General features: G+C 63.4%; 27 protein-coding genes, 1 pseudogene and 1 riboswitch. Of the genes and pseudogenes, 11 read left to right on the forward strand and 17 right to left on the reverse strand.

Annotated features, from left to right (window positions below):
• The first annotated feature begins 114 nt into the window (after positions 1-114).
• The 6 genes and pseudogenes from NKJ78_RS24375 to NKJ78_RS24400 all read left to right on the forward strand — a co-directional run bounded on the left by NKJ78_RS24375 (position 115) and on the right by NKJ78_RS24400 (position 4,641).
• Positions 115-882 carry a L,D-transpeptidase gene (locus NKJ78_RS24375; protein WP_023738051.1) on the forward strand — a complete coding sequence of 256 codons (768 nt, stop codon included), beginning with the start codon at positions 115-117 and terminating at the stop codon, positions 880-882.
• 99 nt (positions 883-981) lie between these two features.
• Entirely contained in the window at positions 982-2,148 is a 1,167-nt protein-coding gene (locus NKJ78_RS24380) for a diphosphate--fructose-6-phosphate 1-phosphotransferase (RefSeq protein ID WP_023738050.1), read from the forward strand.
• Complete coding sequence (locus NKJ78_RS24385; protein ID WP_050593106.1) at positions 2,148-2,912, forward strand: MBL fold metallo-hydrolase; 765 nt, start codon at positions 2,148-2,150, stop codon at positions 2,910-2,912. The genes NKJ78_RS24380 and NKJ78_RS24385 overlap by 1 nt, the downstream gene beginning before the upstream one ends.
• Positions 2,913-2,936: 24 nt before the next feature.
• Positions 2,937-3,158: pseudogene (locus tag NKJ78_RS24390) on the forward strand (PDZ domain-containing protein); the annotation flags it as partial.
• A 134-nt stretch (positions 3,159-3,292) separates the two neighbouring features.
• Positions 3,293-3,904 carry a sulfite oxidase-like oxidoreductase gene (locus NKJ78_RS24395; RefSeq protein WP_023684287.1) on the forward strand — a complete coding sequence of 204 codons (612 nt, stop codon included), beginning with the start codon at positions 3,293-3,295 and terminating at the stop codon, positions 3,902-3,904.
• Positions 3,901-4,641 carry an FAD-binding oxidoreductase gene (locus NKJ78_RS24400; RefSeq protein ID WP_023738047.1) on the forward strand — a complete coding sequence of 247 codons (741 nt, stop codon included), beginning with the start codon at positions 3,901-3,903 and terminating at the stop codon, positions 4,639-4,641. Before NKJ78_RS24395 ends, NKJ78_RS24400 begins: the two co-directional genes overlap by 4 nt.
• 45 nt (positions 4,642-4,686) lie before the next feature.
• Here NKJ78_RS24400 and NKJ78_RS24405 read toward each other — a convergent pair whose 3' ends face one another.
• The 8 genes from NKJ78_RS24405 to NKJ78_RS24440 all read right to left on the reverse strand — a co-directional run bounded on the left by NKJ78_RS24405 (position 4,687) and on the right by NKJ78_RS24440 (position 12,530).
• The gene (locus NKJ78_RS24405) at positions 4,687-6,156 is read right to left on the reverse strand and encodes a nucleotidyltransferase family protein (RefSeq protein WP_023738046.1); all 1,470 of its coding nucleotides are present in this window, start codon (positions 6,154-6,156) and stop codon (positions 4,687-4,689) included.
• Positions 6,156-6,848 (reverse strand): glycosyltransferase family 2 protein, encoded by a 693-nt coding sequence (locus NKJ78_RS24410; protein ID WP_245260381.1) that lies wholly within the window; start codon positions 6,846-6,848, stop codon positions 6,156-6,158. The genes NKJ78_RS24405 and NKJ78_RS24410 overlap by 1 nt, the downstream gene beginning before the upstream one ends.
• A complete protein-coding gene (locus tag NKJ78_RS24415; protein WP_023684291.1) occupies positions 6,833-7,585 on the reverse strand; it encodes a glycosyltransferase family 2 protein in 753 nt (250 codons plus the stop codon). Before NKJ78_RS24415 ends, NKJ78_RS24410 begins: the two co-directional genes overlap by 16 nt.
• A 33-nt stretch (positions 7,586-7,618) precedes the next feature.
• On the reverse strand, positions 7,619-8,362 hold the full coding sequence (locus NKJ78_RS24420) for a glycosyltransferase family 2 protein (RefSeq protein WP_023738044.1): 744 nt from the start codon (positions 8,360-8,362) through the stop codon (positions 7,619-7,621).
• Positions 8,359-9,408, reverse strand: coding sequence for a serine kinase (locus NKJ78_RS24425; RefSeq protein WP_352459298.1), 1,050 nt, complete (start codon positions 9,406-9,408; stop codon positions 8,359-8,361). Before NKJ78_RS24425 ends, NKJ78_RS24420 begins: the two co-directional genes overlap by 4 nt.
• Before the next feature lie 152 nt (positions 9,409-9,560).
• Positions 9,561-9,983, reverse strand: coding sequence for a PqqD family protein (locus NKJ78_RS24430; protein WP_023826455.1), 423 nt, complete (start codon positions 9,981-9,983; stop codon positions 9,561-9,563).
• A 161-nt stretch (positions 9,984-10,144) separates the two neighbouring features.
• Complete coding sequence (locus NKJ78_RS24435) at positions 10,145-11,245, reverse strand: FAD-binding oxidoreductase (RefSeq protein WP_023826454.1); 1,101 nt, start codon at positions 11,243-11,245, stop codon at positions 10,145-10,147.
• Between the two features lie 37 nt (positions 11,246-11,282).
• Positions 11,283-12,530, reverse strand: coding sequence for an aromatic ring-hydroxylating oxygenase subunit alpha (locus tag NKJ78_RS24440; RefSeq protein WP_352459299.1), 1,248 nt, complete (start codon positions 12,528-12,530; stop codon positions 11,283-11,285).
• Between the two features lie 117 nt (positions 12,531-12,647).
• A riboswitch (cobalamin riboswitch) is annotated at positions 12,648-12,849 on the reverse strand.
• A 498-nt stretch (positions 12,850-13,347) separates the two neighbouring features.
• Here NKJ78_RS24440 and NKJ78_RS24445 point away from each other — a divergent pair.
• From NKJ78_RS24445 to NKJ78_RS24455, 3 genes are all read left to right on the forward strand, one after another.
• The gene (locus NKJ78_RS24445) at positions 13,348-13,554 is read left to right on the forward strand and encodes a DUF680 domain-containing protein (protein WP_023668885.1); all 207 of its coding nucleotides are present in this window, start codon (positions 13,348-13,350) and stop codon (positions 13,552-13,554) included.
• A 67-nt stretch (positions 13,555-13,621) separates the two neighbouring features.
• A complete protein-coding gene (locus tag NKJ78_RS24450) occupies positions 13,622-13,825 on the forward strand; it encodes a DUF680 domain-containing protein (RefSeq protein WP_352459300.1) in 204 nt (67 codons plus the stop codon).
• Between the two features lie 71 nt (positions 13,826-13,896).
• Positions 13,897-14,130 (forward strand): DUF680 domain-containing protein, encoded by a 234-nt coding sequence (locus tag NKJ78_RS24455; protein WP_023715518.1) that lies wholly within the window; start codon positions 13,897-13,899, stop codon positions 14,128-14,130.
• Positions 14,131-14,203: 73 nt separating this feature from the next.
• Here the strand turns inward: NKJ78_RS24455 and NKJ78_RS24460 are convergent, their stop codons facing one another.
• From NKJ78_RS24460 to NKJ78_RS24480, 5 genes are all read right to left on the reverse strand, one after another.
• Entirely contained in the window at positions 14,204-15,316 is a 1,113-nt protein-coding gene (locus NKJ78_RS24460) for an ABC transporter ATP-binding protein (RefSeq protein ID WP_023668888.1), read from the reverse strand.
• Between the two features lie 66 nt (positions 15,317-15,382).
• Positions 15,383-17,047, reverse strand: a complete 1,665-nt coding sequence (gene bglA / locus NKJ78_RS24465; protein ID WP_352459301.1) for a beta-galactosidase BglA — start codon at positions 17,045-17,047, stop codon at positions 15,383-15,385.
• A gap of 5 nt (positions 17,048-17,052) precedes the next feature.
• Positions 17,053-18,207, reverse strand: a complete 1,155-nt coding sequence (locus NKJ78_RS24470; RefSeq protein ID WP_023715517.1) for a carbohydrate ABC transporter permease — start codon at positions 18,205-18,207, stop codon at positions 17,053-17,055.
• Between the two features lies 1 nt (position 18,208).
• Positions 18,209-19,222, reverse strand: a complete 1,014-nt coding sequence (locus NKJ78_RS24475; protein WP_023668891.1) for a carbohydrate ABC transporter permease — start codon at positions 19,220-19,222, stop codon at positions 18,209-18,211.
• A 235-nt stretch (positions 19,223-19,457) separates the two neighbouring features.
• Positions 19,458-20,813 (reverse strand): ABC transporter substrate-binding protein, encoded by a 1,356-nt coding sequence (locus NKJ78_RS24480; RefSeq protein WP_023668892.1) that lies wholly within the window; start codon positions 20,811-20,813, stop codon positions 19,458-19,460.
• Between the two features lie 364 nt (positions 20,814-21,177).
• On the opposite strand from NKJ78_RS24480, the gene NKJ78_RS24485 reads away from it, so the two are divergent.
• Positions 21,178-22,200, forward strand: a complete 1,023-nt coding sequence (locus tag NKJ78_RS24485) for a substrate-binding domain-containing protein (protein WP_352459303.1) — start codon at positions 21,178-21,180, stop codon at positions 22,198-22,200.
• Positions 22,201-22,366: 166 nt separating this feature from the next.
• Positions 22,367-23,713, forward strand: coding sequence for an NAD(P)/FAD-dependent oxidoreductase (locus NKJ78_RS24490; protein WP_352459304.1), 1,347 nt, complete (start codon positions 22,367-22,369; stop codon positions 23,711-23,713).
• 25 nt (positions 23,714-23,738) lie between these two features.
• Here NKJ78_RS24490 and NKJ78_RS24495 read toward each other — a convergent pair whose 3' ends face one another.
• The 4 genes from NKJ78_RS24495 to NKJ78_RS24510 form a co-directional block, all read right to left on the reverse strand.
• The gene (locus NKJ78_RS24495) at positions 23,739-25,151 is read right to left on the reverse strand and encodes a S8 family serine peptidase (protein WP_352459305.1); all 1,413 of its coding nucleotides are present in this window, start codon (positions 25,149-25,151) and stop codon (positions 23,739-23,741) included.
• Positions 25,141-25,809 carry an anti-sigma factor gene (locus NKJ78_RS24500; RefSeq protein WP_352562659.1) on the reverse strand — a complete coding sequence of 223 codons (669 nt, stop codon included), beginning with the start codon at positions 25,807-25,809 and terminating at the stop codon, positions 25,141-25,143. The genes NKJ78_RS24495 and NKJ78_RS24500 overlap by 11 nt, the downstream gene beginning before the upstream one ends.
• A gap of 14 nt (positions 25,810-25,823) precedes the next feature.
• Positions 25,824-26,390: a sigma-70 family RNA polymerase sigma factor gene (locus tag NKJ78_RS24505; protein ID WP_023683483.1), complete on the reverse strand. Its 567-nt coding sequence runs from the start codon at positions 26,388-26,390 to the stop codon at positions 25,824-25,826.
• A gap of 86 nt (positions 26,391-26,476) precedes the next feature.
• Positions 26,477-26,724, reverse strand: a 248-nt coding sequence (locus NKJ78_RS24510; protein WP_352562657.1) for a hypothetical protein, incomplete at its 5' end; no start/stop codon positions are given.

Below are 26,724 nucleotides of genomic sequence, written 5' to 3' on the forward strand. Positions count from 1 at the left end.
GCGGCACAGGTTTAATGCCGGTCGTTGGGCCTTCACCCTTTTTCAACCATGTTTGGCGAAACTGCCTGCTATCCGGCCGGACCGTGTTTCCCGCCGACAGCGTAGGGTTTGGGTATGCGTGAGTTGCCGCAGAATGTGACGCCGCCAGCAAATGGCGACGCAAACGAGACCGAACATCTCTATTCCCGCCGCTTCGTCCTGTCAGGGGCCGGCGCCATGACGCTGCTCGGCATGGCCGGCTGCAGCACTTCGACGCTCGAGTTGCCGCAATTCCAGCTGGATGACACGGTCACCGGCTCGGTGCGGCCGATCCGTCCGGCGATCAGCGTCGACAAGAACATCACCGGCCCCGATGTCATGTACGCCTCACTCAACGATGGCGGCTTCGAAGTGCCGGCTGTGCCCTATCAGAAGGTCAAGCCGGAGTTCCGCCGCCAGATCGTCGTCAACGAGACCGGCGAGGCGCCCGGCACCATTGTCGTCCATCTGCAGGAGCGAAAGCTCTATCTGGTGCAGGAGGGCGGCGACGCCATTCGCTACGGCGTCGGCATCGGCAAGGACGGCTTCCGCTGGTCCGGCCGCGCCAACATCCAGTACGGCAAGGAATGGCCGACCTGGACGCCGCCGCCGGAGATGATCCAGCGCAAGCCGGAACTGGTGAAATGGCAAAACGGCCAGCCCGGTGGCCTCACCAACCCGCTCGGCGCACGCGCCCTCTACATCTACCAGGACGGCAAGGACACCGGCTACCGCATACACGGTTCGCCGGAATGGGCGAGCATTGGCCAGGCGATGTCGTCGGGCTGCGTGCGCCTGATCAACCAGGATATCATCGACCTCTACAGCCGCGTTTCCAAGAAGAACCCGGTCGTGGTCGTCTGATCCTGTGCGGCGGTTTGGCGCCGCTGGAAACTCCCGTTGCGCGATGCGGCAAGCTAGGCCAAGGTGCCTTGAAAACCACAGCGCCGGGAGAGATCGAGCATGGCTGGAACGTTTGTCATCGCACAGGGCGGCGGCCCGACCGCCGTCATCAACCAGACGGTTGTCGGGGCCACGCTGGAAGTCCGCAAGCGCCATCCCGGCGCCAAGGTGCTGGGCTCGCTCCACGGCGTGCGCGGCATTCGTGACGGCAACTATGTCGACCTCTCCGCCATCCCAGAGGACCGGCTGCGGCTGATCGCCGGCACGCCGAGTGCCGCGCTCGGCTCGACACGCGACAAGCCCGACGCTGCCTATTGCGAGGTCATCCTCAAGGGCCTGAAGAAGGCCGGCGCGGACGCCTTCATCTATATCGGCGGCAACGACACGTCGGGCACGCAGCAGATTCTGACCGACGCAGCCGGCGGCAGCATCGCTTTCGTCCATGCGCCAAAAACCATCGACAACGACCTCGAGGAAAACGACCACACGCCGGGCTTCATCTCGGCGGCCGAATTCGTCGCCGGCGCGTTCCTGTCCGTCGATCTCGATTTCCGCGCATTGCCCGGCATCTATGTCGGCATCGTAATGGGTCGGCATGCCGGCTTCCTCACCGCGGCGGCTGCAGCCTGGCAGCTCGATCCCGACAGCGGCCCGCATCTGGTCTACGTGCCGGAACGGCCGTTCTCCGCCGCCGGTTTCATCGACGACGTGCGCGCCACGCTCGACCGCCACAAGCGTTGCATCGTCGCCGTCTCCGAAGGAGTCAGCACCGCCGACGGCAAGGCGCTGGTCGAAAGCCTGGTGCCGCCGGACAAGCTCGAGCGCGACGCGCATGGCAACGTCAAACTGTCGGGCAGCGACCTGCCGTCAGCTCTGGAACGTGCGCTCGCCGAAGGCCTGTCGGGCAAGCGCGCCCGCGTCGATGCGCTTGGCTACATGCCGCGCGGCTATGTCGGCGCGATCAGCGCCGTCGACGCGCGGGAGGCTTTCGACGCCGGCGCCTTCGCGGTTGCCGTTGCCGGCGAAGGCGGTGGCTCGGTGGCGCTGCAATATGACGGCACGAAAACCGTGCTGAAGAAGGTGCCGCTGAAGAACGTCGCCGGCAAGACGCGCCATATGCCCGACGATTTCATGAAGCCCGATGTCAACCAGCTGTCGGAAGCGGGCATGGCTTACCTGAAGCGGCTGGTGCCGGAAAAATACAAGGTGGGAAAGCCCTTCGTCTGATGGGCGGCCGTTTTGGCGGCACCCGTTTTGGTGGCGAGCGCGTTGTCGGCGACTGGTTCGGCAAGACGATCATCGACGACCGCACGACGATGCTGACCGAGCCGTTCGTGCATGATTTCGTGCGCGCCAACATCTGGCATTTCAGGGGACGCGACGCCGACCTGCTGGTCGACACCGGCATGGGCATCTGCCCGCTGGCGCCTGAGATCGACACGCCCGAGGGCAAGCCGCTCATCGTTGTCGCCACCCACATCCATCTCGACCATGTCGGCTCGCTGCACGAGTTTCCGCTGCGCGCCGGGCCGCGGCACAGTGCCGAGCATTTCGAGACCATGAATGAGGCAGTGACCTACGCCTACATGTTTTGCAATCTCGACGGCGCCGTTTCGAAATTGCCGGCGCCGGGCTGGACGGCGGCCGACTACAAGATCCCGCCGGCGCCGCTGACGCGCACGCTGGACGAGGGCGACATCGTCGACCTCGGCGACCGGCAGTTCCGCGTCCTGCATCTGCCCGGACATTCGCCGGATTCGATCGCTTTGTTCGAAGAGACGGACGGGTTGTTCTTTGCCGGCGACGCCATCTACGATTCCATGCTGATCGACGACCTGCCGGATTCCTGCCGGCCTGATTATCGCCGTACCATGCAGCGGCTCCTTGACCTGCCTGTTCGCCTCGGCCATGGCGGCCATGGGCCGAGCTTCGACGGCGACCGGATGCGCGAGATCGCCACAGCCTATCTCAGGCGCAACGAAGGCCGCTGACGACATTGTGATTGGAACCAGCGTGGCGCCGTGGTCGAGCGCGTCAATCCGGACAAGGCAGCCGCCAATGCGGACCTGCAGCCGGGCGACGTCATCGTCGCCGTCGACCAGTCGCCGGTGCGGAATGCGCGGTAAGCCAACCAGGCGATCGCCGAGCCCGGCAGATCGGGCCGGAAGTCGGTGCTGCTTTTGGTCGACCGGGGCGACGCGCAAATCTTCGTCGCCGTACCCTTCGCCGCCGGTTGAGACATGATTCGGCGGGCTCGCTGAACGATCGGCAGGCCTGCCGCACGGCCCCGCCAAAATTCCCGTTGCCCGCCGCGACATCTTCGAGAACATTACGGCAGGCCGGCAATGGCCTGCTAAAAACGGACGGTTCGATGGTCACTCGCGGTTTTTCCTCCGGTCGAAAGCCTCCGACGGAGACCGATGCGCGCATTCCGCCCGGTCAGTATCTCGAACAGGGCTTTCCAGTGCTGTCGGCGGGGCCGACGCCGCGCGTGCGCACCGAGGACTGGTCGTTCACGCTCAAGCACGGGCCACGCCCGATCAAGAAATGGAACTGGGCCGAGTTCAACGCGCTGCCCTTGACCAAGATGACGCGCGACATCCATTGCGTTACCGCCTGGACCAAGTTCGATACCGCCTGGCAAGGCGTGCTGGTCGACGACATCCTTGCCGATGCCGGCATCGAAGCGCCGACCGGCTTCCTGCTGGCGCATGGCTATGACGGCTATACCACCAACGTGCCGGCCAAGGATCTCACCGCGGGGAAGGCGATGGTGGCGCTGCTTTATGAAGGCAAGCCAATCACTGCCGACCATGGCGGCCCGGCGCGGCTCCTGGTGCCGCATCTCTATTTCTGGAAATCGGCTAAATGGCTGAACGGGCTGCAGTTCACCGAGCGCGACGAGCCGGGCTTCTGGGAATTGCGCGGCTATCACATCTATGGCGACCCGTGGCGCGAGCAGCGCTATAGCGGCGATCCATGAGCGAAGCGCCGCAATCTCCCTGGCAGACGGCGAAAATCACCCGGATCGAAAAGCGGACGCCACGCGTCACCAGTTTCTTCTTCGCGCTGTCACGGCCATTCGCCTATCGCGCCGGACAGCATGTCGATGTCAGGCTGACTGCGCCTGACGGCTACCAGGCGCGCCGCTCCTATTCCATCGCCTCGGCGCCGGAGAGCGGCGCCACGATCGAGCTGGCGATCGAGCGGCTCGACGACGGTGAAGTCTCGCCCTTCTTCCACGACATCGCCGCGGTCGGTGACGAGATCGAACTGCGCGGGCCGCTCGGCGGCCATTTCGTCTGGTCCGATGGGGATGGCGGGCCGCTGCTTCTGGTCGGCGGCGGCTCCGGCGTGGTGCCGCTGATGGCGATGGTGCGGCATCGAGCCTTGCGCAAATCGGCGGTGCCGGTGGCGCTGATGTTTTCGGTGCGGGTCTGGGACGAGGTGATCTTCCGCGACGAGCTGATCGGCCTCGGCGACCGCGGCGACGGGTTCGAGCTGGTGCTGACGCTGACGCGCGAGGCGGCACGGCGCCCGTCCGACTATTCGAGGCGCATCGACACGGCAATGGTCATGCAGGCGCTCACGCGGCTGCCGCGGCCGCCGGCGCTCGCCTTCGTCTGCGGGTCGAACGCCTTCGTCTCGGCGGCTGCCCAGGCGCTGATCGATGCCGGCATATCAGCGGAAATCATCCGCACCGAGCGCTATGGCGTCTGAGAGGGCCACAGTGGTTCAATGTTTCATGGAAACAGCGACCCGCTCTCAGGCGGGTGAAAACCTTGCCGACAGCAATTGGAACGGCAGCGCGCCATAGGCGGCGACTTCGGCCTCATTGTCCCAGTTGCGGAACTGGCGCGATGGCCGTGCCTCGATCACCAGAGGCCGGCCGGTGTCGTCCACCGTTACCTTGCCGCGAAAGCGCAGCACACGTCCGCCGCCGGCGCGGCTGATCACCATGGAACGCAAGCGGGCGACGTGACCGCTGCCGGCATTGATTTCCATCTCGATGCGGCGGCGGACTGGCGGAACGACGATCCTGACGGTGACGTCCAGCATCATCTCTCCAGTCCTGTCCGGACGCGGCAGGGCCTGAGAAAGCGCGAACGGTTCCGGCGTCGCTCTTGCCTTGCGCAATGTCGGCCTGCCGCGCCAGACGGCAGCAGGCGTCGGATGCTGCAGTCGGCCCTTCTTGCGTTTCAGGCGCAACTGCTTGGCAAAGCCGCGCGACAGCCAGACGAGACCGCCGAAATCGGTGCGCGGCTTGGCCTGCAGCACCGAGGACCAGCGCGACAGGCCGGCGTGATCGGCGTTCGCAACCGTCCGTGCCAGTTCAGCCGGCGGCACTGCAATGCCGATTTCCAGGCTGAGGTAGGACAGCGCCACCGCCGCGGCTACGGCCAGGTGGCGCCTGGCGACGATATCGGCGAACACGTCCCAGTCGACCTCGTCGCCCTCGATGGCGACGGCGCAGTCGACCAGCCAGTCGCTGTGGGTGTGGGCATCGAGGCCGCCATGTGCGATGGCGAGCGCCATGCGGTCGGCCGGAGAGGGAACAAGCACGCGGACGCCATTGAAATCGGCTGACAGCGCCCGCTGCCAGATCGCCAGATCATCTTCCGCGCTTTGCTGCGACCCGTCATAAGCGAGCTGGTGCAGGTCGATGTCGCCGAAACTGCCCTTGAAAAAATTCATCGAACGCAAGGACGCCAGCCTGGTGCGCAGATATTGCGGACTGACGCCGGTGGCGATCTGCCAGTCGCGTTCGCTAAGCACATCGAAGGCGGCAATCATGGCCTGCGAGCGCACCAGTATGTCGATGTCATGCGCCACCCGGCCGCGCTGCGCCGACGCGTTGACGGCGATGCGGCTGGCGCCTTTGATAAGCATCACCGCGCAGCCGGCGTCGATCATGGCCTGTAGCGCCGGCTCGGCCTCGCGCGCAGCCAGTCGCGATTTGGTCCACAGCATCTTTTGCAGGCCGACAAGACGTGGATAGGCCGGATGCCCAGCCAGCTTGCGGCCGAACCTGTCGGAGATCGCGGCCAGCAGCCGATGCTCGCGGAAAGCAGCATGGTCGATATCGTTCTCGTCGAGCCAGCGCGCCGCGTAACGCCCTGCCGCTTCTTCATCGGGCAGCAATGCGGCCTTCAGCAGCTGGTCGAGTCCGCCAGTTGGCCATGACCAACCATAGTCCGGAAACCGACGGCCGATACGGCGCATGGCATTGGCCATCAGTCGGCGCTCGCCTTTTTCGCTGCTCGCCTTTGCATGGCCAGCCTTACGACTTCGACATAACCGCGGTCGCGCACGGGGTCGCGTCCATAGGACATGCTGTCGGGCCGGATGCGGCGCAAGGTCAGGACATCGTCGAGCATGGCAAGCGCAAAGCCCGCCTCGCGGGCACGGGCGATCCAGTCGACCATGTCGCCGCGACCGCCTTGCGGGTCGATGATCGGACCGACGGCCTCGGCTACCTCCCGGCGGATCATCATCGTCGTGCGCGACCAGCCCGCCACCGCCACGTCCTGTTGCACATCGGGCTTGTCATCGCGAAACGTCCGCCAGTGGGCAAAGACTCCTGCCGTCGCGGGAAACCGCTCGAAATGCTCCAGCTGCCTTTCGATCTTGGTCGGCAGCCACAGATCGTCCGCATCGAGCGTGGCGACGAAGGGCGTCGCCAGCGCGGCGATGCCCCTGGTGGTGGCGCTGCCTGGTCCGGCATTGTCCTGGCGCAACACCTGCACCGGCATGCCCAGCGCATTGACCACCGCGACCGTATCGTCGGTCGAGCCGTCATCGACGACGATTATGGCGTCGGGCTGGATCGTCTGGGCCGCGACCGATCGCAGCGTCTCGGCGATGGTGGCGGTCGCGTTGAAGGCCGGAATGACGACGCCGTAGCTGGCCATCACAGGAAACGCCAATTCGCAAGTTCCTTGAAATCGAAGATGCCGTCGACAGGGTGCAAGGAGCGGTCGGCCTCGCGCCGTTTCATCGACTTGTAGACGGCGCGCATGAATTCGCGAAAAGGAACATCGGCCTGCCTGGTCATGTTGCCGGGATGGCGCCGGTAATAGAGCGCAACAGTGTCGGGCATCGTGAATTTCGGCCCGCTTTCGAAAGTGCGCAGCAGATAGTCGGTGTCCTCGGCCTGGTGGAAATCCTCGTCGAAGCTGCCGATGCGTTCGACCAACCGCCGGACGAAGATAGCGGGAGACAGGTGAATGCCGCGAACCGTCACCGAGTGGCTGTCGGCTGTCGGCTCCAGCGTATCGTCATCTATGTCGTCGACCAGCGTCATGCGCGAATAGGTGAGCTCGAGGGTGGGGTCTGCGTCGAAACAGGCCAGATCCGCCTTGAAGCGGCCCGGCGGGGAAATGTCGTCGGAATCGAGAAACGATACCAGCCCGGTCTGCGGCAGCAATTGCCGCAAGCCCGCGTTGCGTGCCCGCGTCACCCCGGCATTCTGCTGCTGGAAAAGGCGAATGCACGGCGCCTCCGCGATCAGCGAGCGCACGACCGCCACCGAACTGTCGGTCGAACCGTCATCGATAACGATGATGTCGAGATCGGCGGCATCGCGCTGCCTCAGCAGCGAGCGCAGCGCCGAGCCGACATGGCGTTCGCGGTTGTAGACCGGCATGATCACGCTCAGCTTCACGCACGCATCCCAGGCTGTGATCTGTTCATTGTTTCACCACTCTGCCGGGCGCTTGATCTCGAAAAGCCCCTCGACCGGGCGCCGCGACGGATCGGCCTTGCGCCGCCGCAAGGATTTCTGAATTACACGTAGGTATTCGCGCACCGCCACATCCCTTTGCTTGGTCAAATTGCCGGGGTGGCGCCGGTAGTATACCGCGACGGTGTCGGGAAAAATGTGCTTCGGGCTGGTTTCGAAAATGCGCAGAAGATAGTCGGCGTCTTCCCCCTGCCGGAACTCCTCGTCGAAAGCACCAGCACGGTCGATGAGTGCCCTGCGGAATACCCCGGCGCTAAGGCTGACGCCGCGCACGGTGGGACCTGCGCCGCCCGGTGCCGGCTGCAGGGCTTCGTCGTCCATGAGATCGACGCGCGTCATCAGCGAGTAGGTCAGCTCGAGCGCAGGGTCGGCCGCGAACAGGGGTAGGTCAGCCTTGAATCGTCCAGCCGGCGAGACGTCGTCCGAATCCAGGAACGACACCAGTTCGGTTTGCGGCAGCAACTGCTTCAGCCCTGTGTTGCGCGCGTTGGCCACGCCCTGGTTGGCCTGCTGGAACAGGCGGATGCACGACGCTTCCCGCATGATGGCGCGGACGGCTTCAACGGAGCTGTCCGTCGAGCCGTCGTCGACAACGATGATATCGAGATCGGCATCGTCGCGTTGCCTGAGCAGGGACCGCAACGTCGAAACGACATAGATCTCCCGATTGTAGACCGGCACGATGACGCTCAACTTCATGCAGCGCCCCGAAGGACGAAATCCGCAATCGTGCTGGCGATCTCGCGCGGCTCGGTCCCCAGCAACAGCCGGTAGCATGGCAGATCGCGGGTAAGCTCGCCGAAAAAGCGAAAGCCCGCTTCCCGCTCGCCCGGCATCTGCACGATTCCTGACGGCGCCAAGGCGATCATGGCATCCTTGCGCGATATGGGCATGACCGAGCTTCTCGCACCTCCCCTGATATGGGGCACTATTAAAGCAATAATGTCCAGACTTGCAGGAGTTGGTCGAGGCGCGATCTCGTCGATGTGAAAGGCATGCTTGCCTTGCCAGTTCAGCGGTTGGTACGACTTTAGCCGCTCCTCCAGCTTCAGCCGCTTGAAGCCCTCCGGATCCTGCTTGAGCGTGGCAAACAGCGGATAGGCCGTCACCCCCCCGGTCCGGTCGATCAGCACATAGTCGTCGCCGACGCTATCGAGCCCATTGAGCAGGCCGGCGACGACCGTTCCCGATTTTCCGGCTCCCCCGGAGCCCGCCAGCAACACGCCCTTGCCATCGATGCCCAGCGTGCCGGCATGGGTAAGCCGCATGCCGCGCGCCGCATATTCCCAATGCAGGAAGGCGCGCAGCGGCGCCGCCTGTTCCCATGGCGGAAAGGCCTCGGCCGCCATCATCAGCTGCGCCCCGACATGGCGTTGCGGATCATGGAACTGCCAGAAATCGAGGTCATGATAGTAGCTGCCGCGCAATCCGGCCTCTTCCAGCCGGTTGGCAAAGGCATGATGGTTGTAATCGCCTCGGCTCCAGGTGGCCGGGGCGAGGACGCCATCGATGCCCGGGTGGGCGACGAAAATGCGGCAGCCGTCAGATGCAGACGGATTTTCCGGGGCCGGTATGAAGGCATGGCTCATGGCTTCCGCCAGCGTGCCATGGTCGAGGTGGACACTCAGCTCCAGTCCCGGCAACCGCACGCTGGCGGTAACGGGATAGAAGGCGGCGGCGCTTTCCGCGGCCGCCAGCACATGGCGGGCATAATCCGGCAGGGTTTGCAGCGTGATCAAAGGCATGTGTTGGTTGTTCAGCGTCCAGAATTGCGCCGGGTCGCCTGATGCATGTCGCTCGGGGTGGCCCCGGTTTTGAGACGACGACATGCATAAAATCAAAGATCTAAACCGCGTCGCCTGAGTCCGTTCAAACGCGACGCGCTTTAGGGAAACGATTATGCCTGTTTCACCGCCGGCCAGCCGAGAGGTTCCTCAACCTCATGGATCGGGTCGACAATGATGAGATCGGCAAGGTCGTCATGGACATCGACCTTGAGCGGCTCATTGCTGGCAGCAAGCGCAGCCGACAGCTCGCCCGAAAGCGGTTGTGCCGGTGTTTCGGCTGGCGCAAGCAACCCGAAATCGAGCAGTCGGGCAACGAAGCTTTCGAGGTCGGCCAGGCTTGTTTTTGCGGCGCCCGCGGCAGCTCCGACCAGTGCTTCAGTGGCGACGCCGGACGACAAAGCCTGCCAGACCCGGCTGCCGGAATCGGAAAAGCCGAAATACTTGCCGCTCGAAAGATCGAGAACGACGGCTTCGCCATCGAATGATTCGAAAACGATGTCCTTGCTTGCGACCGCGTAGACCCGCTGTTGCATCGCTCTGTCCCCCGTCCCATGCGCCCTGAAGGGATGCGCCGGCTTCACGGTCTGCCCAGCCCTTCCTAAGTGCGTCTAAATCACTCGGCCTATGCTTGGCAAGACAAAGACCCGCGAACACAACGCCTGCGTCGGCGACCGTTGCGGCGAAGTCGACCGGCTCAAGCCTCGATTTCGAGCGCCGACAACGGTTTCGAGCAGCAGGCAAGGATGAAACCGTCATCGATCTCGTGGTCGAGGATGCCGCCATTGTGGCTCATCTCGACTTCGCCGGAGACCTTCTTCACCTTGCAGGTGCCGCACAGGCCGAACTCGCAGGCGGCGGGAATCCGCACGCCCGAGCTGCGCGCGGTCTGCAGCACGGTCTGGCCGGCGACGCAGCCGGCGTCGACCTCCGAAAGCGAGAAGCGGATCGGCGTCACGGCTTCGACAGGTGCAGCGATGCCGTCCTCGACCGGGGAGGCAAACGGCGCCGGAATTTCCTCCACCACAGGCGCGGCAAAGCTCTCCTGATGGTATTTCGTCATGTCGAAGCCGGCGGCATCCAGCATGCCGCGCACGGCGCGCATGAACGGATCGGGGCCGCAGCAGAAGATTTCGCGCTCGCGGAAATCCGGAGCCAGCAAGGGCAGCCGGATCGCATCGATGCGGCCCATATGGCCGTACCAGCCTTCGCGGCTGGAACGTTCCTCGATCATGAAGCCGAGCGACAAGCCGGGCATATGGCCGCCGAGCAGTTCGAGTTCCTTGCGGAAGATGATCTCTTCGGCACGCCGCGCGCAGTTGACGAAACCGACATCGGTCCATGGCGCGCAGTCGTTCAGCCAGCGCAGCATCGACATCATCGGCGTCACGCCGGAGCCAGCCGAAATGAACAGGTATTTGGCCGCCGGGTGGCTGTGCAACGAGAAGTCGCCCGCCGGTCCATAGGCCTTGACATGCGAGCCGGGTGCCAGATGGTCGAACATCCAGCGCGTGCCGATGCTGCCGGCCTGCGCCTTGATCGTCACCGCGATCGAAAAGGGCCGCGATGGCGATGACGACAGCGTGTAGGTGCGCATCAGCGGCCCGTCCGGTGTCGGCAGTTCCAGCGTCAAGAACTGGCCCGGCTTGTAGCGGAACCAGGTCTGGTTGTCGGAGCGGAAGGTGAAGGTCTTGACGTCAGGCGCCTCGTCGCTGACGCCGATCACTTCCAGCGCCTGCAGCCTATCGTTCCACGGCGCCATCTGGTCAAGATGGCGATAGAGCCCAAGATCCGTCATCGCATTCATCCTCTGGTCCCTCTTCGCCTGCTCCAGCTCACGCGACGCTGCGCAGCGCCGGCCGGCCGCCTTCGGCAAGGCGCGGGCCGATGAAGGCCGCGTACCATTCGACGAACTGGATCACGCCGCCCTCGTGCAGCTCCGAATAGGGGCCGGGCTCATAGGCCGGAGACAGGATGCCAAAGGCGTTTTCCTCGACGATGCGGCGGTCCTGGTCGTTGGTCTCGGTCCAGACATGGGTGAGCTCCTCAAGGTTGTAGTCGACCCCCTCGACCGCATCCTTGTGCACCAGCCACTTGGTCGTCACCGCGGTTTCGGTGGCGCTGATCGGCAGCACCCGGAAGGTGACCGCATGGTCGATCAGTATGTGGTTCCAGGTCGTCGGATAGTGGTAGTGCATCAAGGTGCCGATGCGGTCGGCGGCAACAGTGTCGGACAGGTTCTTCGTCACCGCGCGCTTTCCCGACATCGTGTAGCTGACGGCATCGCGCAGCAGCGGCGCGCGGGTGGCGCGGTATTGCCCGGCCGGATCGATGCGGAACTTGCTCGGCAGGCCCGCCGCCTCGCATTTCGCCCAGTGCGCCAGCATCTCCGGATCGCTGTCGGCGCCCTGCACGCCGGTCACCGTCGGCGCTTCGGGGAATGTCTTGCACAGCTCCGGATGATTGCCGGCGCAGTGATAGCATTCGCGGTTGTTTTCCCAGACCAGCTTCCAGTTGCCCTTCTCGATGATGGTGCTCTCGAAGGCGACCTTGGCTTCATTCAGCTGGTGCGGCTTGAGGTAGGGCTCTATCATGGCGCGCATCGGGGCAAAGTCGGCAGGTTCTTTCGCCAGGCAGATGAAGATGTAGCCGCCGACGCTCTCGCAGGCGACGGGCTTCAGGCCGAACTGGCTCTTGTCGAAACCGTCGGCCATCTGGCGGGCAAACAGCAGCCGGCCGTCAAGCTCGTAGGTCCACTGGTGATAGGGGCAGACAAGCTTTGCCGCCATGCCCTTCTCAGTGTTGCAGACACGGCTGCCGCGATGGCGGCAGGAATTGTGAAAGGCGTTGATGTTGCCCTTCTGGTCGCGGACCAGCACCACCGGATAATCGCCGATCTGCACGGTGATATAGCTGCCGGGCTTCGGCAGTTCGCAATCATGGCCGATGAACAGCCAGTCGCGATACCAGATAAGCTCCATGTCGAGCTTGAAATAGTCCGGGTCGGTGTAGAAGGGCTGTTCCAGCGAAAAGCCTTGCTTGCGGCCGTTCAGGAGCCTCAGCATGTCGTTGCGCGTATCCATAGTTCTGTCCTCGTGGTTTAAGGACTGAACTTGGTGGTGATGGAGGAAGGATCGGACGCAGGCCGGCGCGGCGCCGGACATGCACTATCCACCTCTTGACCGCCCACCGCGATCAGTCGAGTCTATGCATCTCGGGCTGGTTTCCGGGCTCTGGAGTTGTCCTTGCGGACCATCGCGACACCTTCCCAGGCTGCTGCCCAGTGGTCTCCCGTTGCGACTTGAACTCCACCACCGTTGCGGGGGCAGCGCCGGATTCTGACCGGCTTCCCAATTCTCCGCTGCGTCGTCACGAAGCGGCACCTGAGATGCGATCATCTAATCACGGCAGCGATCGCGACGTCGGCATGAAAGCGACATCATATCCATGCGGCGCGACACGCGCGGCATACGCCCCCCGCCGCCGGTCAAAGAGCTGAGACGTTTCTTGCGACGCCATCATCGCCGTTTCGAATCGCTGCGGATCCAGTTCGATCGGGGGCAAAAGGGCTCAACGGTATCGAAAAGTTACTATTAGCAATCTCTAATCGAACCGAACGGTTCGTTTCTGTTGACAATGCGTGCAGGACGGTGTGAACGACGGCCCGGAAACCGACACCGGAGCGAACCACTCGGTTCGAAATAAGCAACTGAAAACAATGCGATAAATGACCATAGAGGAACTTCCTGGCACAATTTCAAGGTGCAGGACCGTGGTCCACACGGAACAACTTCGTGATTGGAAACCAGCCTATGGCTTTCCCACATCGGGGCTGTCCGAACGACGCGAATTCCTCCCAAGACACGCCGCTAGACGGACAGACAAACTGGAGTCCTAAAAATGAAAAAGATCATCCTCACTGCCGCAGCCGTTTTGGCGATCACGGGCAGCGCCTTCGCCGGTAGCGACAATTACGGTTCCAATGGTGCGAACCAGCCAGCCGTCTCGGTCGACAGCTCGTATACGGCTTCCATTCAGAAGCCGGCGCACGCTGACAAGCAGCCTGTCGTTCAGGGTGCCGACCGCGACCTCTACGGCAATCGCTGATCCCGACCAAAGGAGAGCGGCTAACCCGTCGCTCTCGGGATCCCAAAAAATTCAGGAGTGTTTGAAAATGAAAAAGCTCATCCTTGCTGCCGCCGCCGTTTTGGCCATCTCCGGCAGCGCTTTCGCCGGCAGCGACAACTACGGTTCCAACGGCGCCAACCAGCCAGCGGTTACGTCGACCGACAGCGGCCACACCGCTTCGGTTGAGAAGTCGGCTGCAGCCGAGCAGGCGCCTGCCCACGGTGCCGACCGTAACCTTTTCGGCCGCTAAAAGCCGGTTTCCAGCACGTGGCGGGCTTATCCGCTGCAGCTGGCGGCATCAGAAAAATTCAGGAGACTAAAATGAAGAAGATCGTTCTTGCCACCGCAGCCGTTCTGGCTGTTTCGAGCGCTGCCTTTGCCGGCAGCGACAATTATGGCTCCAATGGCGCCAACCAGCCGGCCGCTGCCGTCGACACCACCCGCACTTCGTCGACCGGCACCAACTCGGCGGTCTACAAGCTGCTGAACTCGTCGAACGACCAACAGAAGTTCGTTCCTCAGAGCAGCGACAGGGATCGGTTCGGCAACAACTAACAGCCGAAGCTTAAAAAAAGAGCGGCGGGCCTGGCCCGCCGCTCTTTTTTCATGCCTGTACGACGCAGCTATCTCAAGCCGCCTTCACTTCCACCGGCTTGAGCGAGAAGGAGTGCCCATCGGCGTCGAAGATGTGCAGGTCCCCGGCATCCGCGGTCAGTCGCAGCTTTGCCCCGCGCTTGACCTCGACATTGCCGGGCAGCTTGGTCACCAACGGCAGGTCAGCGCGGCCGATATCGACATAGACAAGCTGCACCTCGCCGAGTTGCTCGACATAGTCCACCACGCCCTCGAAAAGATATTCCGCGCCGGTGGCGGCCGACAGATCCTCCGGCCGCACGCCGAAGCTGACTGCCGCACCCTTGGCTGACGCCGGCGTTGCGATCGGCACCGTTGCCTTGCGGCCGCCGACATGGCTGACGATTGTCGGGTTGCCCGTCCTGTCGATTGTCGCCGGCAGGATGTTCATGGCCGGCGAGCCGATGAACTGGGCAACGAACAGATTGCCGGGCTTCTTGTAGAGGTCCATCGGCGTGCCGACCTGCTCGATATGGCCATCCTTCAGCACGACGATGCGGTCGGCGAGCGTCATCGCTTCGACCTGATCGTGGGTGACGTAGATCATGGTCGTGGCAGGCATCGATTCCTTGAGCTTGGCGATCTCGATGCGGGTCGCGACGCGCAGCGCCGCGTCGAGATTCGACAGCGGCTCGTCGAACAGGAACACTTTCGGATTGCGCACGATGGCGCGACCGATCGCGACACGCTGGCGCTGGCCGCCCGACATCGCCTTGGGCAGGCGGTCGAGATATTTGGTCAGCTGCAGGATTTCGGCGGCCTGCCGCACCCGCTTGTCGATTTCGGCCTTGCTTTCCTTGCCGATCTTCATCGAGAAGGCCATGTTGTCGTAGACGGTCATGTGCGGATAGAGCGCATAGGACTGGAACACCATGGCAATGCCGCGCTTGGAAGGCGGCACGTCGTTCACCACCTCGCCGGCGATCTTCAGCTCGCCGGAGGTGATCTCCTCAAGCCCGGCGATGGACCGCAGCAAGGTCGACTTGCCGCAACCCGACGGGCCGACGAAGACGATGAACTCGCCCGACTTTATGTCGAGGTCGATGCCGTGGAGAATGTGCAGATTGCCGTATGATTTCTTCACCTGTCTCAGCGTGACATCGGCCATAATTTCCTCCCAGTGATTTCCCTAGAGAACCTGGATTTCCTCAAAAAATCCAGTTTCGTCAAAAACTCAGTCGATGCGCCCGAACCAGGCGCCGTAGCCGCCGAGGCGGATGGAACCTGTGCCGGATTGTCCCGAAAAACCGTGCCCGGCCAATGGCAGCAGCGCCTGACCACCGAGATCGACCTCGGCCGGCTTGCTGGCCAGATTGAAGACGCAGACGATCTGCTCATTGCCCTCACGGCGGGTGAAGGCGACGGTGTCGCCCTCGCTTTCGATGAACTCGATGTCGCCTTTGGCCAGGGCCGGATGCTGGCGGCGGAAACCGAGAAAGCGCCGGTAGTGCTCGAGCAGCGAGGCCGCGTCGCCCTGCTGAACATTGACCGCTTGCGACAAGTGCTTGCCCGGCACCGGCAGCCAGGGCTTGGCCGTCGAAAAGCCGGCATTGCTGGCGGTTGCATCCCACACCATCGGCGTGCGGCAGCCGTCGCGGCCCTTGAATTCGGGCCAGAAGCGAATGCCGTAGGGGTCCTGCAGATCCTCGAACTGCAACTCGGCTTCGCCCAGCCCAAGCTCCTCTCCCTGATAGAGGCAGACCGAACCGCGCAGCGACATCAGCAGCGCCGAGATAACCTTCAGATAGGCGGCCGGGTCGGCCTCGTCGGCGGCCCAGCGCGAGGCCGGACGCATCACGTCGTGGTTGGAAAAGGCCCAGCACGACCAGCCGTCGCTGGCGACCTTGCCGAAGGCTTCCAGCACCTGGCGCACCTTGGCGGCGCTGATCTTTTCCGGCGCCAGGAAATCGAAGGAATAACACATGTGGACGCGTTTGCCGCCGGCGGTGTAGGCGGCGACCACTTCCAGCCCACGCTGCGAATCGCCGACTTCGCCGACCGCGGCGGCCGCCGGATATTCGTCGAGCAGCGCCCGGAACCGTTCGAGGAAGGCAAGGTTTTCCGGCCGGCTCTTGTCGTAGATATGGTCCTGGTAGTTGTAGGGATTGACCGCAGGTGCTGTCTGGTCGTTGCGCTCTTCGGGCGGCAGCGGCGGATTGTTCTCCAGCCCCTGGCTGTGGAAGTAGAAATTGATGGTGTCGAGGCGGAAGCCGTCGACGCCGCGCTCCAGCCAGAAGCGGGTGACGTCGAGCAGCGCGTCCTGGACTTCCAGATTGTGGAAGTTGAGGTCCGGCTGCTCGGACAGGAAATTATGCAGATAATATTGCTGGCGGCTGGTGTCCCACTGCCAGGCCGAGCCGCCGAAGATCGACAGCCAGTTGTTGGGCGGCGTGCCGTCCGGCCTGGCGTCGGCCCAGACATACCAGTCGGCCTTCGGATTGCCGCGGCTGGCGCGGCTCTCCTTGAACCATGGATGGTTGTCGGCGGTGTGCGACAGCACCTCGTCGATCATCACCTTGAGGCCGAGGTGATGGGCTTCCGCAACCAGCGCGTCGAAATCGGCGAGCGTCCCGAACATCGGGTCGACGTCGCAATAGTCCGAGACGTCGTAGCCGAAATCCTTCATCGGCGACTTGAAGAAGGGCGAAATCCAGATGGCGTCGACGCCGAGCGAGGCGATGTAGGGCAGCCTGCGGATGATGCCCTTGAGGTCGCCGATGCCGTCGCCATTGGAGTCCTGGAAGGAGCGCGGATAGATCTGGTAGATCACCGCGCCCCGCCACCAGTCGCGATCGACGGCGAGATCGGGCTTCGAGGTCGCCTTCAAAGCGGCTTGCATAAGTCTCAACCTCCTTTGACCGAGCCGGCCAGCAGCCCGCGGACGAAATAGCGCTGCAGCGAGAAGAACACGATCAGCGGCACGATAATGGTGACGAAGGCCGATGTCGTCAGGATTTCCCAGTCGCCGCCGCGCGAGCCGAGCAGCGCGTTGAGCTTCGCGGTCAGCACGATCTGGTCCCCTTCGGTACCGAGGAAAACCATTGCCACCAACAAATCGTTCCACACCCACAGGAACTGGAAGATTGCAAAGGACGCCAGCACCGGGAAGGACAGCGGCAGCACGATCTTGACGAAGATTTCGAAATCGCTGGCGCCGTCGATACGCGCCGATTCCATGATCTCGCGCGGCAGGCCGGCAATATAGCTGCGCAGGAGATAGATGGCGAAGGGCAGGCCGAAGCCGGTATGCGCCAGCCAGATGCCGAGATAGGTTTTCGACGGCACACCGAAGAAGATGCCGACGCCGTTGTAGATCTTCAAAAGCGGGATCAAGGACATCTGCAGCGGCACGACCAGCAGGCCGATGATTGTGGCGATCAGCAAGGCGCGGCCGGGAAAACGCATCCACGCCAATGCATAGGCGGCGAAGGCGGCGATCAGGATCGGGATGACCGTCGCCGGGATGGTGACGGTCAGCGAGTTTATGAACGAGCGGCCGATACCCTCCGAAAACAGCACGGTCTTGTAATTGTCGGTGGTGAATTTCGGTGGCGCCGACGAGGCGTAATAGACGCGCTGGCCACGGTCGCCTTCGAAAGCCTTGGGCGAACTCATGACGAACGTTCCGTCGGCATTGAGCTGCAAGGTCACGCCGTCGCCGAGATCGGCAGTGGTGCCGGCCGGATATTGCGTCGGTGCCGCCGACTTGACGCCGAAGGCGCTGATGTTGCGCGCAGCACCGTCGCCGAAGATGTTGCCGGCAAGCACGAACTTGCCGTCCTTCTCGACCTGCGCCGAGGCCGGCGGCAGGCGGCCGGCTTCGGTCTGGCTGGAGCTGGAGAACGAGTTCCACCAGCCCGAGGCGATGATCTGGTCCTTGTCGCGCAGTGACGAGACCAGGATGCCGAGCGTCGGCACGGTCCAGATGGCGACGAAGACGAGCACGGCGATGTGGACGCCGAAGCGGCTGGCAAAGGACTTTCCGGTCGCGACGGCCATCTCAATGTCCTCCCGTCTCTTTGTTCGCCTGGCGGATGTTCCAGACCATGATCGGGATGACCGCGATCATGATGATGATGGCGATGGTGGCGCCGCGGCCGAAATCGCCGCCGCCGCGGAACATCCAGTCGAACATCAGATTGGCCAGCACCTGGCTGTTCCACTGGCCATTGGTCATGGTCAGCACGATGTCGAACACTTTCAGCACCAGGATGGTGATCGTCGTCCAGACCACGGCGATGGTGCCCCAGATCTGCGGCACCATGATCTTCCAGAAGATCTGGAACGGATTGGCGCCGTCGATGACCGCGGCTTCAAGCGTCTCTTCGGGGATGCCGCGCAACGCCGAAGACAGGATGACCATGGCAAAGCCGGTCTGGATCCAGATCAGGATGATCATCAGGAAGAAATTGTTCCAGAACGGCAGCGATATCCAGACCTGCGGCTGACCGCCGAAATACTGGATGATGGCGTTGAGCAGACCGATCTGCGTCTGGCCCTCGCCGCGATATTCGTAGATGAATTTCCAGATCACGCTGGCGCCGACGAAGGAGATCGCCAGCGGCAGGAAAATCAGGCTCTTGGCGATCGTGCCCCACCAGATCTTGTCAGTGAGCACGGCGATTATCAGCCCTAGAAAGGTGCAGGCGGCGGGCACCACCGCGAGCCAGATGATGTTATTCAGGATCGAGTTGCGGAACTCGCGGTCGCCGAACGCCCATTCATAGTTGGCGAAGCCGACAAAATGCTGGCCGCCGCGGTCGAGGAAGGACAGCCAGAGCGTCGCCACCACCGGATAGATCAGGTAGACGGTGAGGATGATCATCGCCGGGCCGACGAACAGCCACGGACGGACCAGTCCTTGCCGGCGCAGATTGTCGATGGCCGCAGCCCCGGCCACGCCGCGCGACGGGAATATCAGGTCGACCAGCTTGTTGGCGCCCCAGAAATAGGCGACGCAGCCGCCGACGCCGATGATGATGACAAAAATGGCCGATAAGATCTGAGCAGCCATGGGTCCCTCTTCCCTGCGCATGATCGGCCGGGCCTTGAACAGCCCTGGCGATGTGGCTCTGCGCCGATTTAAGTTATTCTGAAACGAACGAACGCAAATCGGTCCGGCGTAAGGCGCCGGTCGGATCCGGGCCATAGCGGCCCGGATCCAATCTGTGGAGGAAGTCCTGAATTTGCCGCCAAAGCGGCTGAACACTTGGCAGTGGTTACTTGCCAGCTGACTGCTTGCCAGCTGACTACTTGATAGCGTCCCAGCTCTTCTGGATGTCGGTGGCGACATCCTGCGCCGACTTGCCGCCGACCAGATCGATCATGCCGGTCCAGAAGGCGCCGGCGCCGATCTTGCCCGGCATCAGGTCCGAACCGTCGAAGCGGAAGGTCGAGGCATTGGCGAGGATATCGCCCTGCTTCTTCAGCGCGTCGCTGGCATAGGCATCCTTGTTGACCGACTTGAGCGGCGTGACGAAGCCGCCCTGGGCCATCCAGATTTCATGTGCCAGCGGCATTTTCAGGAATTCGATGAACGCGCGTGCACCCTTCGAATCCTTGGTGATCATGGCCAGCGTGCCGGCGCCGAGCACAGGCGTGCCCAGCTCGGGCTTGGATGCATAGGGCGGGAAGTAAAAGAAGTCGGCGTCCTGTCCAACCTTTGTGCCTTCCGGGAAGAAGGTCGGGATGAACGATGCCTGATGGTGCAGGTAGCATTTCGGCGGCACCGAGAAGAGGCCCTTCGGGCTGTCGCGGAAGTCGGTCGCGGCAACCGCCTTGGCCCCACCGTCGACCATCTTGTCGTCGGTCGCGATCTTGCCGAAAATGTCGATGGCGTTGACCACCGCCGGATCGTTGAACGGGATCTCGTTCTTTACCCACTTGTCATACACGTCGGGCGCCTGGGTGCGCAGCATGATGTCTTCGACCCAGTCGGTCGCCGGCCAGCCGGTAGCGCCGCCTGAGCCGAGGCCGATGCACCACGGCGTGCCGCCGTCGGCGATGATCTTCTTCTCGAGGTCGGCGAGCTCTTCCTGGGTCTTGGGAACCTTGTAGCCGGCTTCCTCGAAATTGTCGGGCGAATACCAGACCAGCGATTTCACGTCGGCCTTGTAGGGGAAGGCGAAGAAGCCCGGCTTGCCGTCCTTGTCCTTGAAGGTGCCGAGATCGACCCATGACTGGCCGGCGCCGTAATTGTCCTTGATCCATTTGGCGGTGTCGTCGCCCAGCGGCGTCAAAAGGCCCTTGGACGCCAGATCCTGGATCAGGCCCGGCTGCGGCAGTACGGCGATATTGGGCGGGCTGCCGGCCTGGGTATCGATGACGATCTGCTGTTCGTAATTTTCCGACGAGGAGTACTTGATCTCGGCGCCGGTGGCTTCCTGAAAATATTCGAGAACAGTGCGGATGAGGCCTTCGTCCTCGCCGCGCCAGGGCCCGAAGATGGTCAGCGTCTCGCCCTTGAGATCGACCTTCTTCAGCTCTTCGTAATTGGCCCAGTTGAAGCGCTTGTCTTCCCCGGGCTTGAACTTCAGTTCGGCTTGCGCCGGCAGGGACAAGGCGAGCGTGGCAAACGCTGCGCCAAGCAGAAGCATCTTCTTCATCGGTATTCCTCCCAGTGTGGACACATACACCCGGACGGAACCTCCATTCCGCCCGCCGACGCTGCAGGACTGTGACTCGTTCAGAAAGGAACCGCAACCTTTCGAAGAGTCTTCCAAAGCGCTTTGGTTTTTTTGATCTCGCCATTGAATCGGCTGGAAGTCAAGAGGGCGGTGGGCTAATCGATTTAATTTCGAGCTGGAAGACTTGGTAAAGTGCACTGCAGCATAGTTTTACGGCGGTGCAGCAGCGTATTAAGCTTCAAACTGGCCGGACCAGTGCGTATGGTCGACCAGCTTGGCCGCGCCCGTTGTGGCGCCGCGTGGCTTCAAAATTAAAAGCGCTTTGAGGCTTGGAGGCCTCCCAGTGAACCTGAAGCAGCTCTCTCATATGCTGGCCCTGTCGCAGACAACGGTAAGCCGTGCGCTCAACGGCTATCCGGAGGTCAACGAGGAAACCCGCCGGCGCGTGGTGGATGCCGCCAAGCGCCACGGCTACCGGCCCAATCCGAGCGCGCGCCGATTGGCGACCGGCAAGACGGGCATGATCGGCTATGTCCTGCCGACGGGCGCCTCCGTCGACATCGACCCGCATTTCGTCGAATTCCTCTCCGGCCTCGGCGACTATGCCCGCTCGCACGAGCTCGACCTGGTGCTGTCGCCGGCCGATGCCGACGACCAGGAAACCACCTATCGCCGCATCGTCGCCAACCGCCAGGTCGACGCCGTCTACATCTCCTCGCCGCGCCCGGCCGACCGGCGGGTGGCGCTGGTCAACACGCTCGGCATTCCCTTCATCGTCCATGGCCGCAGCGAAGGCTCCGATTTCGACTACCCCTTCACCGACATCGACAATGAGGGCGGCTTCCACGACGCCGCCCGGCTGCTGGTTCAGCTCGGCCACCGCCGGCTGGCGCTGATCAATGGCGACGACCGCGAGACCTTCGCCATCCACCGCGAGCGCGGCATGCGCAGGGCGCTGGCCGCGAGCGGCCTGACGCTCGGCGAGCGCCATGTCTGTTCACTCACCATGACCGAGGAGAACGGCTACCGCGCCGCCAGGCGCCTGCTCGAACAGAGCGAGCGGCCGACGGCGATCGCCTGCTCCAGCCTGATCATGTCGCTCGGCGTCGTGCGCGCGGTGCGCGACCTTGGCCTGATCATTCCCGGCGACCTGTCGTTGATTGCCCATGACGACGTCTTTCCATGGCTGAAGCCGGAGAATTTTTCCGTGCCGCTGTCGACGACGCGCTCGTCGATCCGCCTCGCCGGCGCCCGCATCGCCGAACGCCTGGCAGCGCGCATTTCCGGCTTGGAAGAAGGGGCGCGGGGCGAGGTCTGGCCTGTCGACCTGGTGGTGAGAGGCTCGGTCGCCGGCGCGCCGGTTTAGGGATTAATCCAATTGCTCCGCTGGGCAAGTTCACCCATGTGGATGTTGCCCGCAGATAGATTGACTTCGTTGGGACAACGGTCTGCCTGGACCTGTCCTTGATTTGGCTTCGAGTGGGTGGCAACCAGTAAGCCAGAGCCATCAACCAGTCCTCAGGGTGCGCCACTTGCCCATATTCCCGTTCTCCGAAACGGATCCAATCCGGCATCCTGGCCCACCGCCGAAAACGTCGGAGGTGGTCATTGTCGGTGGCGGCATCATCGGTGTGACGACGGCGCTTTTCCTGGCACAGCGGAACATCCCGGTGACGCTGCTGGAAAAAGGACGCATTGCGGCCGAACAGTCGTCCCGCAATTGGGGCTGGATCCGGAAGCAGGGACGCGACGCCGACGAGTTGCCCATCGTCATAGAGGCTATTCGCCTGTGGCGGCAACTGGCTGAGGAATGCGGCGAGGACATCGGCCTGACCCAGACAGGTGTGACCTACCTGGCGAAGACCGACAAGGACATGGCCGGCTTCGAAGCATTCATGAAGATCGCTGCGACGCATGCGCTCGACACCTGTCTCCTGGATGCAGACGAAACCGCGGCACTCATCAAAGGCATGTCGCGCAAATTCAAGGGCGCGATGACGACGCCCTCCGACATGCGCGCGGAGCCTTGGCTGGCAGTGCCGGCACTTGCCCGGCTCGCCGCGCGAAAAGGCGTCAAAATCGTCGAGAATTGTGCCGCGCGAACCCTCGAAATCTCAGGCGGCAAGATCAAGGGCGTGTGGACCGAGGCGGGGTATGTCGAGGCCTCCAGCGTGCTGGTCGCGGGCGGGGCCTGGTCATCTCTGTTCTTGCGCAGACACGGCATCTCCATCCCCCAGCTCAGCGTCAGGGTAACCGCAGCCGCAACGGACCCCTTGGCTGAGATCTATGCCGGTGCGGCGGCCGACGAACACATCGCGTTCCGGCGCCGGCAGGATGGCGGCTACACGCTCGCCGCGGGCGGCAGCCATTTGCTTTATTTGGGGCCCGACGCATTCCGGCACGCCACCAAATACCTTCCCGCCCTCAGGGACAATCCGTTCGGGACGCGCTACTTTCCGTTCGCGCCGTCAGGCTACCCTGATGCGTGGTCGACGCCGCGCGATTGGGCACCGGATTCCGTCAGTCCTTTCGAAAAAATGCGGGTGCTGAACCCGCCCCCTGAACGAGCCGGTCTGCGTTCGATAGAACGCAATTTCGGACGTCTCTTTCCGCAGTTCGAGAGGGTTCGCCTGAAGGCAGGCTGGGGTGGCATGATCGACGCCATGCCCGACGTCGTCCCCGTCGTGGATCGGGTTGAGGCAGTCGGCAGCCTTTTCGTCGCAACGGGAATGAGCGGTCACGGCTTCGGTATCGGGCCTGGCATAGGCCGTGTCGTTGCCGACCTGATCCAGGGAAACCAGACGGGGCACGACCTCAGCCGCTTCCGGCTGTCACGCTTCCATGATGGCAGCCCTGTCCGGCTGGGCCCGGCGCTCTGAATTGGTGGCGCGAATTTCGCCCGGTTTACTTGTTCGCCGCCGCCTTCGTATCCAGCAGCCCATAACCGAAATCATTGTCCCGTCCCTTCGGACCGAGATCCCTGGCGGTGGCGGCCAGCGCCTTTTCGATGTCGTCGGCGGAGCGCTCGGGTGAAGCGTGGATCAAATTGGCGATAGCGCCGGACACGATCGCGGCGGCAAACGAGGTGCCGGTGACGACGTCAGAGCCGGCGCCGCTCGGCGCCACCATCTCGACGCCGGGCGCCGAGATGAAGACATAAGCGCCGCGATTGGCCTGCTGCATCAGCCCGTCCTTGGCGTCGGTGGCGGTGACCGCGATCACGCCGTCATAGGCGGCGGGGTAGCCATAGGGCGCTTTCGGCCCGTTGTTGCCGGCAGCAGCGACCAGGATGATGCCGAGCCCGCGCGCATTGCGGCAGGCGGTGGCGAGCAGATCGTTCTTGGGGCCGACGAAACTCATATTGATGATGCTGACATTCTGGTCCGCCGCCCAGTCGAGCGCCGACAGGATGACATCCATGGTCGACCTGCCGTCCTCGAAGGCGCGGGCGTGATAGATCCTGGCGCCGGGCGCCATGCCTTCGAGCGCGCCGACGCCGGCGATCAGCCCGTCGACCGAGGTACCGTGGTCACGCTTTTCGACCGGCACGTTGGGCATGGCGTCGAACTGGTCGGCAATGACGCCGGACAGCGCCGGATTGGTGTCGTCTATGCCGGTGTCGATGACGGCGATGCGCACGTTTTCGCCACTGGCTTGCTTGTTGTCGAGCTGAATGCGCTCGAAGGCATAGTTGACGATGCCGGCCGCCTGCTGCAGCGAATAGATATGGTTTGGCTCGCGCCGCAGGGTGCGGCCATCGGCGGCCAGCTGCGCCAGCACGGCGCCGACAGGGCGGCCGTCGGGAATGCCGAAGCGCACCAGCGTGGTGCCGAGCAGCCGCGACTGGCGCTGCGAGCGCACTTCAAGGCCGAAAGAGGCGGCGATCTGCTGGACGGCGCCGGCATCGCCGTCGACGGTCACCAGCACCTCGTCGGGCACGAACTCGCCGGCGATGGCACGGCGCGGCGCGGTCACGACAAGATCGGTCGGCGAAACGATCGCCCCGCCGGCGGGTGGCCCGGCCTGCGTGTCGGCAGGCGGCGCTGACGGCCGCGGCGTCGGCACGGGCGCTACGGGAGCCGGTGGGTTGGGAAACAGGTCGACGATCAGGGCCGGAAGGGTAACTGCGCCTGGTTCGCCGCCGACGTTGGCCTCATTGCCGTCTTTCGGGCAGTCGGCAGCCGCCGCTCCGGCCGCGTCGGTGCAGTCGGCCCGGCCGGCATTGGGATCATTGGTCTGCGCCGACGCCGGCACGGCAACGATTGTCGTCGCCGCCACCAGGATCGCCGCAAATCGAATGACCGCCCTAGCTGCCATCAACCGGTTTCCTTCCCTCGATCACAGTCTCCGCGAACGGCTGGGCGGCAATAAGGCCGACGAGCCTGGTGTAGTCTGCTCCGGTCTTGACCGGGATGGCAATGCGGAAGACGCCCGAGGCGGCCGGCCCGCCGGCGATCTTCAGCGCGTTCTGGTCGAGGAAGACAGCGATGTCGGACATCTTCGCATCCGGCTTGAACTTGACCAGCGCGAACGGCAGTTTCGCCAGATCATCCTCGGCGCCGGCAATCTCGAAATCATGGCTCTTGCCGCCGGTCTGCACGTAGGACTGCACCACGACCAACGCCAGCAGCACCGCCGCTGCCGCCCAGGCGACACCGACCGGCACCGCCATGAAACGGCCGAGTGCCTGCGCCAGCCAGGAACGGCCCGCGGGAGCGCGGACCGGTCCGGCTTCGGCGTCGAGCGCCCTGGCAAAGCGGCCGAGCGCATCGGCCGGTGGCCGGATCGCCTCGTTGGCGGCGGTGGCGCCGGAGAATTCCGCCTCAGCCTCGCCAAGCGCCGCCATCGCCGCCGGATCGGACGCCAGCCATTCCTCGACGGCTTCGAGGTCCGATCCTTCCAGCGAGCCGTTCAGGTAGAACGGCAGCAGCGTTTCCATTTCGTCACGGCGCGACATTTTTTCAGCGGCGCTCATGTCTTCAGGATTGCTCATGGCCACCCCCTGTCGTAACCGGCGGCCTTGAGGGCTTCGCCGAGTTTCTTGCGGGCGTAGAACATTCGGGTCTTGACGGTGGCGACCGGGATGCCGAGCACCTCGCCAATCTCCGTCACCGACTGTCCATGGTAATAGGCAAGGTCGATCACCGAGCGGTGTTCCTCCGGCAAGGCATCGACGAAGCGCCGCAAGGCGGCGCCCTTGTCTTCCTTCATGGTGGCGACTTCCGGCGTGTCGGCGCCATCGGGAACCTGCGCCGCATCATCGTCATCGATCCAGTCTTCTTTTTTCTTGCGCAGCATCGACAGCGCCTTGAACCGGGCGATGCCGAGCAGCCATGTCGAGACTTCCGAGCGCCCTTCGAAACCGGGCGCTTGGCGCCACAGCTCAAGAAAGACCTCGTTTGCGATATCGTCGGCCATCATTTCCGATCCCGTCTGGCGCACCACGAAGCGGTAGACCCGCGCGTGGTGACGCATGAACAGCAGCCGAACAGCGGCACGGTCGCCCTTCGCGACCCGGTCGACAAGCGCGCGATCAGTCTCGGTCGCTGCCGTCATGGCCGGTCGAGCCGCCTGGCTCCTGTCTGCTCTGTCGCCGATCGGTTCAAAAAGGTTCATCCTTCCGCCAAGGAATTTTGGCGAAGCTAACCGAAGAAGGTGAGTGTTGCCAGAGTGTCTCCCTTCTCCCCGTCACTATACGGGGAGAAGGTGGCGGCAGCCGGATGAGGGGCGGCACCGGCGTTGGGGTATTTATGTTTGATGTTGCGCTGCCCCTCACCCTTGTCCAGCCGATAGATGGGTAACACTTTGAACCGGATACATAGGTGACACTTCTCTCCCCCTATGCGTCCGCCGCAGCGCCAAGCGGATTGGTTGGCGCGGCGCTGCGGCG

This window comes from Mesorhizobium sp. M0037, from assembly GCF_040323635.1.
Classification (GTDB): Bacteria; Pseudomonadota; Alphaproteobacteria; order Rhizobiales; family Rhizobiaceae; genus Mesorhizobium.

What these genes read in the sequence shown, in the direction of transcription:
- NKJ78_RS24500 (WP_352562659.1), bottom strand. Translation starts at nt 25,809, where the DNA reads ATGAGCGCCGCTGAAAAAATGTCGCGCCGTGACGAAATGGAAACGCTG.
- NKJ78_RS24395 (WP_023684287.1), top strand. Translation starts at nt 3,293, where the DNA reads ATGGTCACTCGCGGTTTTTCCTCCGGTCGAAAGCCTCCGACGGAGACC.
- NKJ78_RS24505 (WP_023683483.1), bottom strand. Translation starts at nt 26,390, where the DNA reads ATGACGGCAGCGACCGAGACTGATCGCGCGCTTGTCGACCGGGTCGCG.
- NKJ78_RS24430 (WP_023826455.1), bottom strand. Translation starts at nt 9,983, where the DNA reads ATGCAACAGCGGGTCTACGCGGTCGCAAGCAAGGACATCGTTTTCGAA.
- NKJ78_RS24475 (WP_023668891.1), bottom strand. Translation starts at nt 19,222, where the DNA reads ATGGCTGCTCAGATCTTATCGGCCATTTTTGTCATCATCATCGGCGTC.
- NKJ78_RS24460 (WP_023668888.1), bottom strand. Translation starts at nt 15,316, where the DNA reads ATGGCCGATGTCACGCTGAGACAGGTGAAGAAATCATACGGCAATCTG.
- NKJ78_RS24400 (WP_023738047.1), top strand. Translation starts at nt 3,901, where the DNA reads ATGAGCGAAGCGCCGCAATCTCCCTGGCAGACGGCGAAAATCACCCGG.
- NKJ78_RS24375 (WP_023738051.1), top strand. Translation starts at nt 115, where the DNA reads ATGCGTGAGTTGCCGCAGAATGTGACGCCGCCAGCAAATGGCGACGCA.
- NKJ78_RS24425 (WP_352459298.1), bottom strand. Translation starts at nt 9,408, where the DNA reads ATGCCTTTGATCACGCTGCAAACCCTGCCGGATTATGCCCGCCATGTG.
- NKJ78_RS24495 (WP_352459305.1), bottom strand. Translation starts at nt 25,151, where the DNA reads ATGGCAGCTAGGGCGGTCATTCGATTTGCGGCGATCCTGGTGGCGGCG.
- NKJ78_RS24385 (WP_050593106.1), top strand. Translation starts at nt 2,148, where the DNA reads ATGGGCGGCCGTTTTGGCGGCACCCGTTTTGGTGGCGAGCGCGTTGTC.
- NKJ78_RS24440 (WP_352459299.1), bottom strand. Translation starts at nt 12,530, where the DNA reads ATGGATACGCGCAACGACATGCTGAGGCTCCTGAACGGCCGCAAGCAA.
- bglA (WP_352459301.1), bottom strand. Translation starts at nt 17,047, where the DNA reads ATGCAAGCCGCTTTGAAGGCGACCTCGAAGCCCGATCTCGCCGTCGAT.
- NKJ78_RS24450 (WP_352459300.1), top strand. Translation starts at nt 13,622, where the DNA reads ATGAAAAAGCTCATCCTTGCTGCCGCCGCCGTTTTGGCCATCTCCGGC.
- NKJ78_RS24405 (WP_023738046.1), bottom strand. Translation starts at nt 6,156, where the DNA reads ATGGCCAATGCCATGCGCCGTATCGGCCGTCGGTTTCCGGACTATGGT.
- NKJ78_RS24480 (WP_023668892.1), bottom strand. Translation starts at nt 20,813, where the DNA reads ATGAAGAAGATGCTTCTGCTTGGCGCAGCGTTTGCCACGCTCGCCTTG.
- NKJ78_RS24380 (WP_023738050.1), top strand. Translation starts at nt 982, where the DNA reads ATGGCTGGAACGTTTGTCATCGCACAGGGCGGCGGCCCGACCGCCGTC.
- NKJ78_RS24445 (WP_023668885.1), top strand. Translation starts at nt 13,348, where the DNA reads ATGAAAAAGATCATCCTCACTGCCGCAGCCGTTTTGGCGATCACGGGC.
- NKJ78_RS24435 (WP_023826454.1), bottom strand. Translation starts at nt 11,245, where the DNA reads ATGACGGATCTTGGGCTCTATCGCCATCTTGACCAGATGGCGCCGTGG.
- NKJ78_RS24470 (WP_023715517.1), bottom strand. Translation starts at nt 18,207, where the DNA reads ATGGCCGTCGCGACCGGAAAGTCCTTTGCCAGCCGCTTCGGCGTCCAC.
- NKJ78_RS24455 (WP_023715518.1), top strand. Translation starts at nt 13,897, where the DNA reads ATGAAGAAGATCGTTCTTGCCACCGCAGCCGTTCTGGCTGTTTCGAGC.
- NKJ78_RS24420 (WP_023738044.1), bottom strand. Translation starts at nt 8,362, where the DNA reads ATGAAGTTGAGCGTCATCGTGCCGGTCTACAATCGGGAGATCTATGTC.